At 61.6% G+C, this 14426-nt stretch carries 13 protein-coding genes and 1 tRNA gene; 4 read left to right on the forward strand and 10 right to left on the reverse strand.

The genetic code is table 11. The features are described from left to right. Positions 1-7 precede the first annotated feature (7 nt). The 4 genes from secD to queA form a co-directional block, all read right to left on the reverse strand. On the reverse strand, positions 8-1876 hold the full coding sequence (gene secD / locus AC1RCO_RS19175; RefSeq protein WP_011063223.1) for a protein translocase subunit SecD: 1869 nt from the start codon (positions 1874-1876) through the stop codon (positions 8-10). Positions 1877-1938: 62 nt separating this feature from the next. After that, the gene (gene yajC, locus AC1RCO_RS19180) at positions 1939-2277 is read right to left on the reverse strand and encodes a preprotein translocase subunit YajC (RefSeq protein ID WP_011063224.1); all 339 of its coding nucleotides are present in this window, start codon (positions 2275-2277) and stop codon (positions 1939-1941) included. A 47-nt stretch (positions 2278-2324) separates the two neighbouring features. Next, positions 2325-3440: a tRNA guanosine(34) transglycosylase Tgt gene (tgt, locus tag AC1RCO_RS19185; protein WP_162470478.1), complete on the reverse strand. Its 1116-nt coding sequence runs from the start codon at positions 3438-3440 to the stop codon at positions 2325-2327. A 14-nt stretch (positions 3441-3454) separates the two neighbouring features. Further along, on the reverse strand, positions 3455-4519 hold the full coding sequence (gene queA / locus AC1RCO_RS19190) for a tRNA preQ1(34) S-adenosylmethionine ribosyltransferase-isomerase QueA (RefSeq protein ID WP_492617947.1): 1065 nt from the start codon (positions 4517-4519) through the stop codon (positions 3455-3457). Between the two features lie 108 nt (positions 4520-4627). Here queA and AC1RCO_RS19195 point away from each other — a divergent pair. Beyond that, a tRNA-Leu gene (locus AC1RCO_RS19195) sits at positions 4628-4712 on the forward strand. 100 nt (positions 4713-4812) lie between these two features. Here the strand turns inward: AC1RCO_RS19195 and AC1RCO_RS19200 are convergent. Beyond that, on the reverse strand, positions 4813-5481 hold the full coding sequence (locus AC1RCO_RS19200; protein ID WP_011063235.1) for a M35 family metalloendopeptidase: 669 nt from the start codon (positions 5479-5481) through the stop codon (positions 4813-4815). A 426-nt stretch (positions 5482-5907) separates the two neighbouring features. On the opposite strand from AC1RCO_RS19200, the gene ppk2 reads away from it, so the two are divergent. Beyond that, positions 5908-6804 carry a polyphosphate kinase 2 gene (gene ppk2, locus AC1RCO_RS19205; RefSeq protein ID WP_161466650.1) on the forward strand — a complete coding sequence of 299 codons (897 nt, stop codon included), beginning with the start codon at positions 5908-5910 and terminating at the stop codon, positions 6802-6804. Between the two features lie 96 nt (positions 6805-6900). On the opposite strand, the gene AC1RCO_RS19210 is transcribed toward ppk2, so the two are convergent. From AC1RCO_RS19210 to AC1RCO_RS19225, 4 genes are all read right to left on the reverse strand, one after another. Continuing rightward, entirely contained in the window at positions 6901-7806 is a 906-nt protein-coding gene (locus AC1RCO_RS19210) for a DMT family transporter (protein ID WP_011063237.1), read from the reverse strand. Beyond that, complete coding sequence (ectB, locus tag AC1RCO_RS19215; RefSeq protein WP_011063238.1) at positions 7796-9118, reverse strand: diaminobutyrate--2-oxoglutarate transaminase; 1323 nt, start codon at positions 9116-9118, stop codon at positions 7796-7798. Before ectB ends, AC1RCO_RS19210 begins: the two co-directional genes overlap by 11 nt. Before the next feature lie 65 nt (positions 9119-9183). After that, entirely contained in the window at positions 9184-10527 is a 1344-nt protein-coding gene (locus AC1RCO_RS19220; RefSeq protein WP_019094258.1) for a SidA/IucD/PvdA family monooxygenase, read from the reverse strand. Positions 10528-10654: 127 nt separating this feature from the next. Beyond that, entirely contained in the window at positions 10655-11278 is a 624-nt protein-coding gene (locus AC1RCO_RS19225; protein WP_011063240.1) for a glutathione S-transferase family protein, read from the reverse strand. 84 nt (positions 11279-11362) lie between these two features. Here AC1RCO_RS19225 and AC1RCO_RS19230 point away from each other — a divergent pair, with 84 nt between their 5' ends. Continuing rightward, positions 11363-12208, forward strand: a complete 846-nt coding sequence (locus AC1RCO_RS19230; RefSeq protein ID WP_011063241.1) for a helix-turn-helix domain-containing protein — start codon at positions 11363-11365, stop codon at positions 12206-12208. A 49-nt stretch (positions 12209-12257) separates the two neighbouring features. Next, positions 12258-12995 (forward strand): hypothetical protein, encoded by a 738-nt coding sequence (locus AC1RCO_RS19235; protein WP_011063242.1) that lies wholly within the window; start codon positions 12258-12260, stop codon positions 12993-12995. A 16-nt stretch (positions 12996-13011) separates the two neighbouring features. Here the strand turns inward: AC1RCO_RS19235 and AC1RCO_RS19240 are convergent, their stop codons facing one another. Further along, positions 13012-14367, reverse strand: coding sequence for an OprD family outer membrane porin (locus AC1RCO_RS19240; RefSeq protein ID WP_311166130.1), 1356 nt, complete (start codon positions 14365-14367; stop codon positions 13012-13014). Positions 14368-14426: the final 59 nt, after the last annotated feature.

Raw genomic sequence — 14426 nt, forward strand, 5'->3', positions numbered from 1 at the left:
CAGCCCCTTAAATCCACAACTTCTTGAAGTCACGACCACCGAAGATCAGGTTGACCATCGCGCGGGTCAGCCAGATGGCCGTGAACATCGAGGTAAAGATCCCGAGGGACATGGTCACCGCAAAGCCCTTGACCGGGCCGGTGCCCATGGCAAAGAGGATGCCACCCACCAGCAGTGTGGTCAGGTTGGAGTCCAGAATCGCGGTGAATGCCCGGCCGAAGCCTTCGTTGATTGCTCGCTGCACGGTCATGCCGGCGGCGATCTCTTCACGTATCCGCGAGAAGATCAGCACGTTGGCGTCCACCGCCATGCCCATGGTCAGCACGATACCGGCGATACCCGGCAAGGTCAGCGTAGCCCCCAGCAGGGACATCAGGGCCAGCAGCAACACCATGTTCAAGGCCAGCGCCACAGTGGCGATCACCCCGAAGAAGCGGTAGATGGCGATGATGAACAGCGACACGAACAGCATGCCCCACAGCGACGCATCGATACCCTTGGTGATGTTGTCAGCACCCAGGCTCGGACCGATTGTGCGCTCTTCAGCGAAGTACATCGGCGCCGCCAGACCACCGGCACGCAACAGCAGCGCCAGCTCGGAGGATTCGCCCTGGCCATTGAGGCCAGTGATACGGAACTGGCTACCCAGTGGCGACTGAATGGTCGCCAGGCTGATGATCTTCTTCTCTTCCTTGAACGCCTGGACCGGCACGTCCTTCTCGACGCCGTCGACCACCTGCTTGGTATAGGTGGTGATCGGCTTCTGCTCGATGAAGATCACCGCCATGCTGCGGCCGACGTTGCTGCGGGTCGAACGGTTCATCAGCTCGCCACCGTGGCCATCAAGCTTGATGTTCACCTGTGGGCGGCCATGCTCGTCGTAACCGGCCTGGGCATCGGTCACCTGGTCACCGGTGATGATCAGGCCACGCTCGATCTGCGCTGGAGGACGATTGCCCTCACGGAATTCGAAGGACTCGGAAGTCGCCTTGGAAGCACCCGGCTCGGCGGCCAGACGGAACTCCAGGTTGGCGGTCTTGCCCAGGATCCGCTTGGCTTCAGCGGTGTCCTGCACGCCCGGCAGCTCAACCACGATACGGTTGGCACCCTGGCGCTGAACCAGAGGCTCGGCCACACCCAGCTCGTTGACCCGGTTACGCACGGTGGTCAAGTTCTGCTTGATGGAGTATTCGCGGATTTCCGCCAGCTTGGCTGGGGTCATCGCCAGACGCAGCACCGGTTGGCCATTGAGGTCGGCCGGTACGATATCGAAATCATTGAAGTTCTTGCGGATCAGCGAACGGGCCTGCTCACGGCTGTCTTCATCGCTGAAGCCCAGCTGGATGGCGCCATTGAGCTGCGGCAGGCTGCGATAGCGCAGGCGCTCTTTGCGCAGCAGGCTCTTGACGTCGCCTTCGTAGACTTTCAGGCGGGCGTCGAGGGCTTTGTCCATGTCCACTTCCAGCAGGAAGTGCACACCACCGGACAAGTCCAGACCCAGTTTCATCGGGTGCGCACCGAGGTTGCGCAGCCATTGCGGAGTGGTTTGCGCCAGGTTCAACGCCACCACATAGTCATCGCCCAGCGCCTTGCGCACTACATCCTTGGCCGGAAGCTGGTCTTCCTTGTTGGTCAAGCGCAGCAGGCCACCCTTGCCGTTGGCGGCAATGGAAGAAGCCTTGACGTTGATGCCGGCGTCGGTGAGCGCTTTGCTCGCACGATCCAGATCCGCCTGAGTGACCTGCAACGCGGTACTCGCGCCGCTGACCTGAATGGCCGGATCATCAGGGTATAGATTGGGAGCGGAATAAATAAAACCGATCGCCAGCACCGCCAGGATCAGTAGGTACTTCCACAGAGGATATTTGTTCAGCATCACGCCGCCCGTTTATGACGCGGGGCGCCTTGCGCGCCCCGTCGATTGGTAAAAGATGAAACTTAGATCGCTTTCAGCGTGCCTTTTGGCAGCGTGGCAGCGATCGCGCCCTTCTGGAACTTCAGTTCAACGGAGTCCGACACTTCCAGAACCACGAAGTCGTCGGTCACTTTGTTGATCTTGCCGGCAATACCGCCGGTGGTCACAACTTCGTCGCCTTTCTGCAGGCTACCCAGCAGGTTCTTCTGCTCTTTGGCGCGCTTGGCCTGTGGGCGCCAGATCATCAGATAGAAGATGACCAGGAAGCCGACCAGGAAAATCCACTCGAAACCAGTGCCAGCAGGACCGGCAGCGGCAGGTGCAGCGGCGTCCGCATACGCGGCAGGGATCAAAAAGCTCATTTAACACTCCGATAATTTCAGAATTAGTGTCTTAACGTCTTTAGAACTTATTCTAAAGGCGGCACGGGTAACCCGCGTTTGGCATAGAAGGAATCGACAAAGGCGGCCAATGTACCTTGTTGAATAGCCTCGCGCAAACCAGCCATAAGACGCTGGTAATGGCGCAAATTATGGATGGTATTGAGCATACTCCCGAGCATTTCCCCACACTTGTCCAAGTGGTGCAGATAAGCACGGGAGAAGTTCTGGCAGGTGTAGCAATCACAAGTTGGGTCCAGCGGCGAATCATCATGGCGATGGAACGCGTTACGGATCTTCAGCACGCCTGTATCGATGAACAGATGCCCATTGCGGGCATTGCGGGTTGGCATCACGCAATCGAACATGTCCACACCGCGGCGCACACCCTCAACCAGATCTTCCGGCTTGCCAACTCCCATAAGGTAACGAGGTTTGTCGGCTGGCATCTGGCCTGGCAGGTAGTCCAGGACCTTGATCATTTCATGCTTGGGCTCGCCCACCGACAGGCCACCAATGGCCAGGCCGTCGAAGCCGATCTTGTCCAGGCCTTCCAGGGAGCGCATGCGCAGGTCCTGGTGCATGCCGCCCTGGACGATACCGAACAGCGCCGCGGTGTTGTCGCCGTGGGCATTCTTCGAGCGCTGGGCCCAGCGCAGGGACAGCTCCATGGAGATTCGCGCCACGTCTTCATCAGCCGGGTACGGCGTGCATTCATCGAAGATCATCACGATGTCCGAACCCAGGTCGCGCTGCACTTGCATCGACTCTTCCGGACCCATGAACACCTTGGCGCCGTCCACCGGCGAGGCGAAGGTCACGCCCTCTTCCTTGATCTTGCGCATGGCACCCAGGCTGAACACCTGGAAGCCACCGGAGTCGGTCAGAATCGGGCCTTTCCACTGCATGAAATCATGCAGGTCACCGTGGGCCTTGATCACTTCCGTACCCGGGCGCAGCCACAGGTGGAAGGTGTTGCCGAGGATGATTTCGGCGCCGGTAGCGACGATATCCCGCGGCAGCATGCCCTTGACCGTGCCATAGGTGCCCACCGGCATGAAGGCCGGGGTTTCCACCGTGCCGCGGGGGAAGGTCAGGCGACCGCGACGAGCCTTGCCATCAGTGGCCAGGAGCTCGAAGGACATACGACAAGTGCGACTCATACAGTTTCCTCGGGGGCCAGATCCTTGGGAGCGGTCGGCGCGGGATTACGGGTGATGAACATCGCATCACCGTAGCTGAAAAAGCGGTATCCATTTTCCACCGCGGCGCGATAGGCGGTCATGGTTTCGGGATAGCCGGCGAACGCCGAAACCAGCATCAACAGCGTGGATTCCGGCAGATGGAAGTTGGTCACCAGGGCATCGACCACATGGAACGGCCGGCCCGGGTAGATAAAGATGTCGGTGTCGCCACTGAACGGCTTGAGCACGCCATCGCGCGCGGCGCTTTCCAGGGAGCGCACGCTGGTGGTGCCCACTGCCACCACCCGGCCACCGCGAGCCCGGCACGCAGCAACTGCATCCACCACGTCCTGGCCGACTTCCAGCCACTCGTGGTGCATATGGTGATCTTGGATGCGCTCGACCCGCACCGGCTGGAAGGTACCAGCCCCCACGTGCAGGGTGACGAACGCGGTCTCCACGCCCTTGGCGGCAATGGCCTCCAGCAGCGGCTGGTCGAAATGCAGCCCGGCGGTCGGTGCCGCCACCGCGCCCAGGCGCTGGGCGTACACGGTCTGGTAACGCTCGCGATCGGCGCCTTCATCCGGACGGTCTATATAAGGAGGCAACGGCATGTGCCCGACCCGGTCCAGCAGCGGCAGCACTTCTTCGGCAAAGCCCAGCTCGAAGAGCGTGTCATGGCGCGCCAGCATCTCGGCTTCGCCACCGCCGTCGATGAGGATCTTCGACCCAGGCTTGGGCGACTTGCTGGAGCGCACATGGGCCAGCACACGGTGGCTGTCCAGCACCCGCTCGACGAGGATTTCCAGCTTGCCGCCGGAAGCCTTCTGACCGAACAGACGGGCCGGAATCACCCGGGTATTGTTGAACACCATCAGATCGCCCGGGCGCAAATGCTCAAGCAAATCAGTGAATTGACGGTGGGCCAAGGCGCCGGTTGGCCCATCCAGGGTCAACAGACGGCTGCCGCGACGCTCGGCCAGTGGATGGCGGGCGATCAGCGAATCAGGAAGCTCGAAGGTAAAGTCAGCAACGCGCATGATGGGGTTCGTCTAGCAGGGCCGGAAAGTTTAGCGGATTAAGCAAAAATTGACCATGAAAGCCGATTGACCAACGGTAAGCGCCTCTCTATACTTCGCCGCCATTGAGCCCTGATGGCGGAATTGGTAGACGCGGCGGATTCAAAATCCGTTTTCGCAAGAAGTGGGAGTTCGAGTCTCCCTCGGGGCACCAAACATGAAAAAGACCTTGAAATCCAAGGTCTTTTTTTTCGCCTGCAGAAAAGTGCCAGCACGGCGCACACCTCCCGTTGCGGGCCTCTTTCCCGCCCTGCTCAGTCGTACAAGTCCTCCACGTAGTACTCGTAGTTGTCGGCATTCTCCACCGCGTCGCTCGGGCGGTTGGCTCCCAGGTTCTGCGATCCCGCCACGCCGTAGGCGCCGGGGATATCGGTGGTGTGGCCAATGGAATGGGTCAGTTCATGCACCACGGTACCGGCCTGGGTATCGAAACCCACGCGCGGCGGCAGGGCAAAGAATGCCGTGCAGAACCAGGCCTGCACGTCCCCGCGGGCGTTGACGTAGGTGGCGGCGATATCCCCGGGCGCGTCGCAAGGGTCATTCGGGTTGACCCGGCAATAGGCCGTCAGGGTGTTGCCACTGTTGAGCTTGAAACGCACCCCGTCGAGCACTGCACGCACCCGCTGGTAGCGATCCTGGCTGAAGGTACCGAACCAGGTCCGGTAGGCCAGGTCCTGATTGCGGCGAAAGGTCGCTTCATTGTTGTTGACCTGGTTGTAGGCATTGGTCGACCAGGTAGTAGCGACAGCCACGGCATTGCTCACCGCGGTACGGTCAGCCTGGGTGGCACAGGAGCCGTCAAACGCCACGTTGATGGCGAGCGCCGATTGCGCCAGCGCACCCAGGCCCAGTAACAGCAACAGACTTTGCCAGCGACGCGCCAGACGACGGCGGCTTGAATGAACAACGGTATCAGTATCCATATTCAGCATCCTTCCATGCAGGTTCCGAGGAATGTCGCTCCCCCTGCCAGGGGCGACACTCGCATTGGATTCCCGAGGCTCGCGGTGCATCAGCAGGAATTGCTTCCGTAGCCGGCGCCAGGGCCCCGCGCGCCTGATACAAGCATCTCTCGGGCACATCCTTGATGGAGGTCAAAGAGCCGACGTTTGAGGGCCATACACTTGTAAGTGAACATTTGAACGAGACGCACAGGCCCTCCTTATATGAGTGAAGAATCCACCCTCCGCACCCAGCCCAAAGCCTTGCCGGAAGCCAGCTCCGCCAGCCCTGCCAAGAGCACCCCGCGCAAACCCGCAACGCCGCGCCCGCGTCGCCCACGCACAGCGAGCAAGGCTGCACCGGTGAAAGCCGCCGAGGCCGAGATCAGCGCCATCAGCCAGAAGCCCATGGCCCTGCAGGTGGCCAGCGCGCCACGCGGCTCCAACGAAGACAGCGTGTCCGCTGCGCTGCCGGGCAATTATCCGTACCGCAACCGCATGCGCCGCGCCGAGTACGAAAAGGCCAAGAACGAACTGCAGATCGAACTGCTCAAGGTGCAAAGCTGGGTCAAGGAAACCGGGCAGCGCATCGTGGTGCTGTTCGAAGGCCGTGACGCTGCTGGCAAGGGCGGCACCATCAAGCGCTTCATGGAACACCTCAACCCCCGCGGCGCGCGGATCGTGGCCCTGGAAAAGCCCTCGGAACAGGAAAAGGGCCAGTGGTACTTCCAGCGCTATATCCAGCACCTGCCCACCGCCGGGGAAATGGTCTTCTTCGACCGCTCCTGGTACAACCGCGCCGGGGTGGAACGAGTGATGGAGTTCTGCTCGCCCCTGCAATACCTGGAGTTCATGCGCCAGACCCCGGAGCTGGAGCGCATGCTGTGCAACAGCGGCATCCTGATGTTCAAGTTCTGGTTCTCGGTGAACCGCGAAGAACAGCTGCGCCGCTTCATCTCCCGTCGGGACGACCCGCTCAAGCACTGGAAGCTCTCGCCCATCGACATCAAGTCCCTGGACAAGTGGGACGAGTACACCGCCGCCAAACAGGCGATGTTCTTCCACACCGACACCGCCGATGCCCCTTGGACGGTGATCAAGTCCGATGACAAGAAGCGCGCGCGAATCAACTGTATCCGCCACTTCCTGCACGAGCTGGACTACCCGGGCAAGGACCTGAAAGTCGCCCATGCCCCGGACCCATTGCTGGTGGGCCGCGCCTCGCGGGTACTGGAAGAGGACGAAGGCACCCAGGCCCAGGCTGCGACAGATCCGCGAGCCACGCGCCTGGCCTTGTCAGCCTGAATTCCGGGCAAAAAAAACTGCGCGCAGACAGGCGGGTCTGTGCGCAGCAAAAGTCGAGCGGATCTATGAATCAGAGCACTGGATCAGCTCGAGACCTCAGGCAGCCTCGGTCACCGGCGTCACCTTCTCCGGTGGTTTGATAGAGCCGATGTACACCGCAAAGATGGTCAGCAGCGCACCCGCGATCTGCAGCGCCGAGCTGGCCTTGCCGAGAAACGCCACATCGACGAAGTAGGTGATCACCGGTTCCAGCAGCAGGATCAGCCCCGCCAGGCCCAGGCTGATGGCACCGATGGAGCGGTTGACCAGCAACCAGCCCACGAATTGCACCATCACCCCATAGATGATCAACATCACCAGGGTCTGCCCATCGACGATGGCCAGGCTTTCCCCCATGGCCAGGGCATACACCAGCAGCACCAGCGCGGCCCACAGGCTCAGGTTGAGCATCTGTGCGATCTTGTCGCCCCCACCGTCAGGCAACTGCGTGTTGACCTTGAGGAAATACACGCAAATGGCGTAGGCCAGGCCCGAAAGCACGCCATAGACCACACCCTTGATGCCCACTGCACTGGTCATTTCCGGCAGCAGCAACAGGTACAGGCCGATAAACGCCAGGGTGATGGAGATCAGGAAGTAGATCGACGGCTTCTCCTTGAGCAGGTACAGACCCAGCAGGGTCATGAAGAACACCTGGCAATTGGTCAGGATCGAACCGATGCCCGGGCCGACGATGTAGATGCTCTGGTGCCAGAGCACCAGGTCGATGGCCAGGAACACCCCGGCCAGGGCCGTGTACAGCTGCGCCTTGGCGCTCTTGAGCAGCACCGGGATGCGCCGCACCTTGAGCAGCAGGAAGAACAGGATCGAGGCGAACAGCATGCGGTAGAACCCGGCCCCACCGGCGCCGATGTGGGCAAAGGCCACGGCCAGCGCCGACAGGCTGAGCATCAAGCCACCAATGGTCAGCTCGATGATGGCGCGGTTGGTATTAGTCGACATGCGCGACTCCATTAATGAAGACCAGAGGATCGACGTCCTGGTCCGGGTCACTTAACTTGCCCTGCTCCAGCACCTGTTGCATGGCGTCGAAAATGCTCGCCAGGCCGGCCTGCAGCGTTTCGCTGCTGATGGTCAGCGCCGGCATCAGCTTGAGTACCTGGTCCACCGGACCGCAGCGCTCGATGATCAGGCGGCGGGCGAAGCAGGCACGCATCACCGCGGCGGCCTGGGCCGGGTCGTGGAACTCGATGCCGTAGAACAGCCCGCGTCCGCGCACATCCTTGATATGCCCGGCGAAGCGTTCGGTCACCTCAGCCAGCCACTCCTTGAGCTGTGCTTCGTTGGCCTGGATGTGCTTGACCAGGCGGTCGTCGCTCCAGAACTCCTGCACGGTCTTGGTGGCGGCGACAAAGGCCAGGGTGTTGCCGCGGAAAGTGCCGTTGTCCTCGCCAGGGGACCATTGGTCCAGTTCCGGGCGATGCAGCAGCAGGGCGAACGGCAAGCCGTAGCCGCTGAGGGACTTGGACAGGCAGACCATGTCCGGGGTGATGCCCGAGGGCTCGAAGCTGAAGAAGGTCCCGGTGCGGCCGCAGCCGGCCTGGATGTCGTCGACGATCAGCAGGATGCCGTGCTCGGCGGTCAGCTGGCGCAGGCGCTGCAGGAACTCTGCTGAAGCCACGTTGATCCCGCCTTCGCCCTGGATGGTTTCCAGGATCACCGCTGCCGGCAGGTCCATGCCGGAACTGTTGTCCTTGACCAGGCGCTCGAAGTAGGCGATGGAATCCAGGCCTTCCAGGTAACCGTCGAACGGCATGCGGAACACATAGGGATCGACCCCTGGCTGGCGGTTGTCACGGTTGCCGGTCAGCCCCAGGGAGGTGTTGGACATGCCGTGGAAGCCGTTGGTGAAGGCCACGATGTGCCGGCGCCCGGTGACCTTGCGCGCCAGTTTGACCGCCGACTCCACCACACTGGTGCCGGTGGGCGAGGTGAATTGCATTTTGTAGGGCAGGGCCCGGGGCGCCAGGATGATCTTGCGGAAGTTGTAGATGAACTCCTGCTTGGCCCGGCTGTGCATGTCCAGGGCGGCCTGGATGCCGTCCCGTTGCAGGTAGTCGATCACCGCGGCCTTCACCGCCTTGGGGTTGTGGCCATAGTTCACGGACCCGGCGCAGCTCAGGAAGTCGATATAGGCCTGGCCTTTCAGGTCATACAGATGACTGCCCTGGGCCTGGTCGAAGACCACCGGAAAGCTGCGGCAGTAACTGCGCGCCGAAGACTCCACATCCGCAAATACGCCCAACTCATCCATTTCTGAAATATCCATTGCTGCCTGCTCACATAAAGGGGTCGAGGTTCAGGATTCGATGCAGCGGCTCAAGCGATCTTTTCTGCAGCCTGGGCCAGGCCCAGTTGCTGGTTCAGCGAGTTGAAAATGTCCCGCGAGCGCAGCGACAGCAGGCTGAAGGAGCCGGCATCGCCATAGCCGTGGGAGGATTCGCACAGACCATTGAGGTACAACGCGGGCAGATGGCTGCCCTTGGCTGCGGCCAGGCTGTAGTCGCGCCCGATGCGGATCACGCCCTGAGCGTCGCTCTCCAGGTGTTCGGCCAGGTCCTTGAGGATCGCCGGGTAGCGTTCTTCCTGGGGGCCGGTGCCGAGGTTGCGAAAACCCGTGGCCAGGACGATCGCGTCCAGCCCGCCCAGTTCCTCGGTGGCGTGGGTGCTGCTGTTGCGCAGCGACAGGCTGTAGCCCTCGCCGTCCGGCGTGCAGCCCTGGATCTCGCTGAGCCCCTTGATGATCACGCGCTCGCGGCCCTGCAGCTTGTCCTCATACATGCCCACGTAGAGTTCCTTGATTACGTCGGCATCGGCAGCGGAATAGTTGGTGTAGTGCAGGTGGCGGTTGATGTTCTTCTTCGCCTCGGCGGAGCTGTTGTAGTACTGGTCGACGAAGGACGGGAAGTACACGTGCTCGCTGAACTGGCTGGTGTCCTTGAGGCGGAAGCCGTAGCCGCGCTGCACGCTGACGATTTCCAGGTTCGGGTAGGTGTGGCGCAGGTGCAGGATGATTTCGATGGCGCTCTGGCTGCCGCCGACCACCGCCACGCGCTTGAGCTCACCCTTCTGCGCCAGGCTGGCCAGGCGCCCCAGGTACTGGGTCAGGTGGAACACCCGGTCCGCCGCGGCGTTGGCGAACACCTGCGGAATCACCGGGGTGCGGCCCGGGGCCAGGACCACGGAGCGCGCCTGATACTGCACGCCGGCCTGGGTGGTGATGGTGTAGAGGTTGCTGGCCGGGTCGACCTGGATCTGGCTCACGCTCTGGTTGTAGGCCACGTCCCGGGCGAAAAAGCCGGCAACCCAGCGTACGTACTCGGCGAACTCGCTGCGCAGGGGGAACTCCAGGCCCAGGTTCAGGTGTTCGAACAGGCGGTCGTTCTCGAACAGGAAGTTGGTGAAGGTGTAGCGGCTGCGCGGGTTGCGCGGCGTTACCAGGTCACGGCTCGGGTGGTTCTGGATATCGCTGCCGGAGAGCATCATCTCCGGCTGCCATTGAGTGCTCGCGTGACGCTCGAGAAACAGCCGGGTGCCGGCAAATTCCATCTCTTCCATGGCGATGGCCAGGGCGATGTTCGCCGGGCCAAAACCGATGCCGATCACGTCGTAAACTTGCCCTTCACGGCCAACATCCTTGGCAGTCACTTTATGAACACTCATAAATTCCCCTTCCTGCAACAAAAGTCAGACTCGAAAAAGCAGAAAAAACACCAGGGTCTTTTCTGCCTTCCGTCAAATAGCCATTAATTTTTAGTTAGCGTTATTCGTTATAACTAGTTCGGCTTTTTCAAACTTCTTCCGCAGCCAACTTCAGCCACTTTTGTACTGGCGGGTAGGCCAGAACTTGTTCGACATAAGCCTGAAGTTGTGCCGGCACCGCCACGCCATAACGACGGAAGCGGAACACCACCGGTACGAACATGGCATCGACGATGCCGAAGTCGCCGCACAGGAACTGCTTGGAGCCGCTGGCGTGGCGCAGGTTGGTCCAGATGTCGAAGATCCGCTGGATCTCTTCCTGGGTGTCGGCGGTCAGCGGCTCGGGGGTATCGCCGGTGTTCAGGCCGAAGGACATCTGGGTACGCAGGTTGACGAACCCGGAGTGCATTTCCGCCGCGGCAGCGCGGGCCTGGGCCTTGACCAGCGGGTCCTGGGGCCACAGGTTGGCCGCCGGATAGGCACCGGCAACGTACTCGCAGATGGCCAGGCTGTCGTTGATCACCACCTTGTCCAGCAGCAGTGCCGGCACCTTGCCCGAGGGCGAATAGCGCAGGATCTGCTGGCGGGTGTCATCCTGTTCCAGCTTGACCTGAAGGGTCTCGAAGGAGACGTCTGCCGTTACAAGAACCAGCCATGCACGAAATGACCATGAAGACTTTTTGTAATCCCCAATAACTAGTTTTGTAGGCATCACTTCCCCTAGCTCGCGTTGTGAAATGGGTGCTAAATTTAGCGGCCCTCTTTTCCAACGTATTGCACAAAACTGGACAAACTCATGGATGAGCACCAACCCGGCAAAGTCTTTAGGCCAGACAAGGATTTCGTGCAGTTTTGGCGAATACCAGAAGGCGACTGTGAGTTGTTATCGGCGCGTTATAGCACTCAGTCTTTTGGCAGGCATTCACATGATCGGTATGCAGTAGGCGTTATAAGCAGCGGGGTGGAAAAACTCTTCTATAGAGGCAGCTACTACCTGGGCAGCGCCGGCAGCGTGGTCACCATCACCCCGGGGGAAATTCATGACGGCCTCCCCGGGCATGACCAGGGCTGGATGTACCGCATGCTTTACCTCGACCCGGGCTGGGTCAACCGGGTGATTTTCCAGGGTCGCTTCGGCGCCGAGCACATCCATCTGTTCCAGAATGCCCTGAACCTGGACCCCAGCTTTGCCCTGACCTTCCTCCAGCAACACCAGATCATCGAAAATTCCCCACCCAGCCTGGAGCGCGAATCCATCCTCCTGGACCTGGTGACCCAACTCTTCGAACGCAGCGGCGCCCCCATTGCCGCCATCGCCAGCGCCGAGCGCAGCGCCGTCAAGTTCATCAAGAAGAAGCTCGAAGACGAATACGCCCGGCACATTCCCCTGGAAGAACTGGCGCAACTGGTGGACATGGACCCGCTTTACCTGATCCGCGTGTTCAAGAAGACCGTCGGCGTCTCGCCCCACAGCTACCAGATCCAGAAGCGCGTGGCCCAGGTGCAGAACCTGCTGCGCACCGGCGCCAGCCTGGCGGAAGCCTCGTTCAGCTGCGGCTTCTTCGATCAGAGCCACATGACCCGCGCCTTCAAGAAGGTGGTGGGCATTACCCCCGGCAGTTTCCGTAACAGCCGCGCCTGAGGCGCGGCCTTCTTTCCCTGTTGTCCCCGTTTGAGCAAGGACCCGCTGTATGCCCACGATCCAGACCCCGGAATGCACACAACTGCCGGCCGGCGCCGTCGCCTACCCCGATGCCCAGGAGGTGTTCGTCGCCGACCAGCAGGAACTGGCCGAGCACCTGCTGCCGCTGCTGTCCATCGACGCCAACCTGATCAACCCCGGCTGGTCCGGGCGCCTGCACCTGCTGAGCCCCATCGAACCCGATGAGGGGCTGGTAGGCGAATTGACGGCAGACTGCGGCTTTGGCAGCGAACTGCTGAAGACCAACTGGATCGGCTTCAAGATCGAGAACGGCCGCTACCGCCTGTGCGGCGACCCGCGCTACTTCTTCCTGCACCCGGGCAATGCCGATCTGCCCGAGCCCCGGCGCAACGTGCGGGCCAGCCTGCAACGCCATTACGCCCAAGAGCACGCCACCTACCAGGCTTCGCGCCAGCGCTACCAGGAACTCGGCCGCCTGACCTGGCCGGAGGACAGCGACTACCACATGACCTTCATCGACCAGATGGCCGGCATCGCCGAGGGCTATGGTAACTGGGTGGAAACCGTGGAATTTCCCATGGATATCGTCGAAGCCACGGATGACAGCGGCGACATCGACGTCTGGCCCTTGAGCCCCGCTGGCCGGCGCTTCGAGCACGCGCTCAGCGTACCGGCCAGCCACTACGGAATCAGCGGCGCCGACCTGATCGTGATGTTCTACGAACCGGTGGAAGGGCTGGTGCTGTTCTGCTTCGACTGGTCCTGAGTCCCACCCCGCCCCTTCAGAACAGCGCCAGCGGATACTGCACGCGAATCCGCAACTGGTCGATGGAACCATCGGCCTGGGCGCTGTTGCCTCGGTGCCAGATCTGCGTGGCCCGCAGGTGCAGGCCCTTCAGCGAACCGCTGCTGAAGGTGTAGCTCAGATCCAGGTCGGTTTCGTGATGACGGCCATCTTCGCCATACAGGCCACGGTAGATGCTGTTGGCCGGGGCATGACTGCCATCCACTCCCCAGCCCCGCTGATAACGCAGCCCCAAGTTCAGGTCCGGCAGCCCAAGCCAGGCCAGGCGCTGGTCGTAACGCAATTGCCAGGAGCGTTCCCGTGGCCCGTTGAAATCCGAGTAGGGCGCGGAGTTGGCCAGGACGATGGATTGCCCGGTCTGGCCGTCTCCGAAACCTATGTAGTCGAACGGGGTATCCGAAAACGAGCGCTGGTAGGCCAGGGTCAAGCGATGGGCATCGAAACGGTACGCCAGGGCGTGGGAGGCGATCAGGTTGTCGATGGGGCCAAACAACGAGGCGCCGCTATCCCGGGTGCGATACAGGTTGAAGGTGTTGCTCAGGCTGCGCTCGCCAGCCAGTTCCAGGGTGTGGCCCAGGTTGAGGTAATGCTGGGTCCAGACGTCCTCCAGTTGCCCCAGGTAATAAGCCCCGCGCCATTGCTCGCCCCTGTAGTTCAGCCCCAGGTACTGGGCGCTGTCGATATTGATCCGCGCCCCGGACAAACGTCCGTATACCGTGGAAATCCCGCCTCGGGCCTTGCTTTCGGTGGGGCCGGACAAGGCACTCAGCCGCGCCGCTTCCAGGCTCAGCCCGTCCCAGTCGCGCTGTAACTGCCAGCCGTAGGCCATCCCGGGAATGATCCGGCTGTTGTTGGCCGCCAGCACCGGCGCCTGGGTGGTGAAATTGCCATAACGCAGCTGTGCCTCGGCCACCTTGAGCTTGAGGGCACCGCCAACCTTGCCATGGCTGTCCCGCGGATGCCCCTTGCCGTCCAGCGCCAGGGTGCCGGTGCCGGTGCGCCCACCGCCACTGTCGAGCTTGAAGGCCTGCATGGCAAAGGCATCGAACCCCAGGCCCAGAAGCCCGGGGGTAAAACCGGAACGGTAATACAGCTGCACCGACTGGCCCCACTCCTGGCGATAACCATTGCGCTCACTACGCGGTTTGTAGCGGTTACGGCCACTGTTGTTGGGCCCGTTGCGGTAATCCCGGGCGAAGTACTGGTTATCGAAAAACATCCGGGCCTCGCCCTCGGTGAACAGCTCCTCCCAGGCCTCAACTCCCGCCTGGCTGATACCGCCCGGGCCCAGCCACAACCCCAGCAGCACAATGCTTGTGCGATACACGGACATGGCACTGTTCCTTGTCAGTGAAGGAGCGCCGCCCGTAGCCGGCGCTCAGGGATAGGAGG

The organism is Pseudomonas sp. GW823-FHT03E05 (assembly GCF_058796855.1).